Below are 2,944 nucleotides of genomic sequence, written 5' to 3' on the forward strand. Positions count from 1 at the left end.
CAAAAGTTCCCGACTGACCATCAGAAGTTGTGTACTTCATATCGGTGACATTGCTGGCTTTGAGCGTGACTTTGATTCCATCGGTGTTGAAGGTCGTGCCAGTGGACGGCGAAGCGCTCACGGATTCCACCGTGTCGTTATCATCTCCCGAGTTGCTCGGATCAAAATAGGCGCTGACGGCTCCGCCCTTAGCGGTTCCCGACGTGATCTTCCCGCCCGCAACGGTAATGGTCCCGCCGTTGATCTGATCCTTGTAAGTGCCATCGTCCAAATTGGTGGACGATCCTGTCAGATCAACGTCTCCACCCATGTTGGCGATAACCACTCCGTCGTCCTTGGGATTGGAATCCGTCTTGTATCGTTCGGTCATCAGACAGGAGTTCTGCCCCTGGCAATTACGCAGATACTCGGCGTTGCCATCCATGGCGTTGCGGAAGTGATTGACCGCAACAACCGATGCGTCTTTCCACATGCCGTCGCCAGCGTCGCCTAGTTGGGAAACCTCAGCGAACTGGGCATTGGTTCCGCCCGAACCTTTGGGCCTATTGAAATAGAGAGGGGCCCCACCATCACGGGATGCGACAACCGCCCATCCCATCTTCAACTGGTAATCCGTAAGGCTGGTCGACTCCTTGTCGCCGTTCGCATAATTGTCATGCGATTCGACCCACGTGACAAGTTGATCGCTCTTAGCTCCGCTTGAACTGAAATTACCCAGAGTGCCGGCGCTAAGGTTCTTATTCCACAAGGCGGAACGCACCATCTTTCCGTAATTGGAAGCGGTAACGCCACCTCCACCCTTGTCGGATGCCGCAAACATTGACGCGTACTGGCTATAAGGCAGGTTCGAATCTCCCTGCAGAACCTCTCCATACTGATACTGGGAACCGTTCTGAAGAATGGTGCTCCAGTAGTTCGACGTAGTGCTCAGCTCATTCTGAAGCTCGACATGCTTGGCTGCGTCGTAACGAAAACCATCCACACCATCATCAACCGCACGAACGAGGAAATCCTTCATCTTTGCTTCGACGGTCGGGTTCTGGGTATTAAGATCCCACAGACCCAGTAGATGGCATTGCGTGACCTGATAGCGGTTCGAATAATCAATATTGTCGCCGTTGGCTCCGCTGCAATTGGTGCGGCTGTGGAAGTAGTCCTTGTTCTGCCATTGGGAGGCGATGGCACTCCAATCGGAGGTGAAATGGTTGGCGACGACGTCGACGATGATGCGCACGCCGTATTTGTGGGCCTCAGCTGTCATATCTTTGAGGTCCTGCTCAGTCCCCACAACGAAATTGCCGATTGTGGTGTCCGTCGGCTGGTACACGTAGTACCAGTTGTCCGTGAACTTCTTGCCGTTGGAAGACACTGTCTTGACCGCGCTCATTGGCTCGGTCTGGATGGAAGTGTAACCAGCCTGAGCTATTGCTTCCATATTGTCTTTGATCGTATCGAATGACCACATCCACGCATGGAGAATGGACCCGTTCTTCATCTCCTTGGCCAGACCATACTGTTTGCGCGCCGACTCGAACGTCGAATTACCGACGGTGTCCGTGTAACTGTCGCGATCCGACGACGTCGTGGATGACGTGGTCGTCGTATCTGCCAGTGCGGTGGACGACGTGGCCGACGTCAACGCGACGCCGCCCAGCAGCGTCGCCGCCGAAATCAGACCGGCGACGATGCGACGCCACCAGCCAACGGCTCTGCCGGATGATCCGGGCAGAGCTGTGTCCTCAACTCCGCTATGGGAGCTATGAATTGTCATCAGTGACTCCTGTGCTTTCACTTTCCATGTCTCCGTCGCATCCTCGCCGACTGTTCACTCACCATCGCCGCTGACGGTCTGGAAACTCCTTTTATTTTATCTGCGTCCGCGTCCACTACGACACCCCGCATTATTTTATAATACTCCTTCTCAATACCCACGATAACCACATGGAACGTCCGGCGCTCTTTCGGGATTTTCCTAGCAAGCCCAACTCAAGGCCGAATCCCGTTCGGATACGCCAGTCGCTGCCCAGACAAGAAGAGGAAGGGCATAGAACGCATAGGCCTCGAACTGCAGGTACAGGTAAGCGACCAACACCAGCCAGCACAGCATCCCACGACTCCATGCATGGCGGACGGCGATGCTCACCACAACCATTACGACCGCCAACACGGCGACGAGCATACCGAATTCCGTCACAAAGCTCACGTAGGCACTCATGGTGAACGTATTCGTCGGGGGGTTACTCAGCCCCTGTATCTCGCCATTGATCGAACCTCCATGGTCCGAGTACCACCGTATGGCACCCGAGAACCCCGTTCGCACGGCGTCCGACACATTCCCCGCACCCCAGCCGAACATCAGATGCCAGAAGTCGTGCTTCCATGCCCATGCCGGCGCCAGCGCGTGGAAGATTCTCGCGCTCATGGAACCATCCCCACGAAGCAGACCATCCGTGGCCAATGCCTTGAGCCGCGAATCAAGGAACACCACAGCCATTCCAACCACACCGACGGCACTCACACCAGCCACGGCACCGATCGTCGCGCCCCGGCGATGGAAGTTCAGTGACGCAATCAGCCACAGGAACCCAGCCACCACCGAATCGATGATTATCCGCGTCCCCGCGCCCGTAAGAATCGCCCCACCGGCGAAGACGGGAATAAGCACGGCCACACGTCTGTCACGAGTCAGCCAGTACACGGGCAGCAGCACCCCATACAGGTGCATGCCGATGTAGCTCGGCTCGGCGAACAGGAACTGCGGACGCTGCCATGTATAGTTCCGGTACATCAGCCGCGCGAAGAGGTCCCTGATACCGGAAAACTCCCATCGCGCACCCGTCCATTGCACCACGCCCACCAGGAACGCGAACGAATACGTCGCCACGAGCACCGTCACCATCGGCCGCCAGTCAAGACGCTTGATGCGCAGCGCGATCTCCAGCGA

Annotated in this window: 2 protein-coding genes; both read right to left on the reverse strand. The window is 56.5% G+C overall.

Going from position 1 to position 2,944, the window contains the following annotated elements:
• Positions 1-1,771, reverse strand: a 1,771-nt coding sequence (locus Q1X90_RS03120; protein WP_300766461.1) for an alpha-amylase family protein, incomplete at its 3' end; no start/stop codon positions are given.
• A 201-nt stretch (positions 1,772-1,972) separates the two neighbouring features.
• A partial coding sequence (locus Q1X90_RS03125) for a hypothetical protein (RefSeq protein ID WP_300766463.1) occupies positions 1,973-2,944 on the reverse strand: 972 nt, incomplete at its 5' end.

The sequence above is a fragment of the uncultured Bifidobacterium sp. genome, from assembly GCF_949292005.1.
Lineage (GTDB): Bacteria > Actinomycetota > Actinomycetes > Actinomycetales > Bifidobacteriaceae > Bifidobacterium.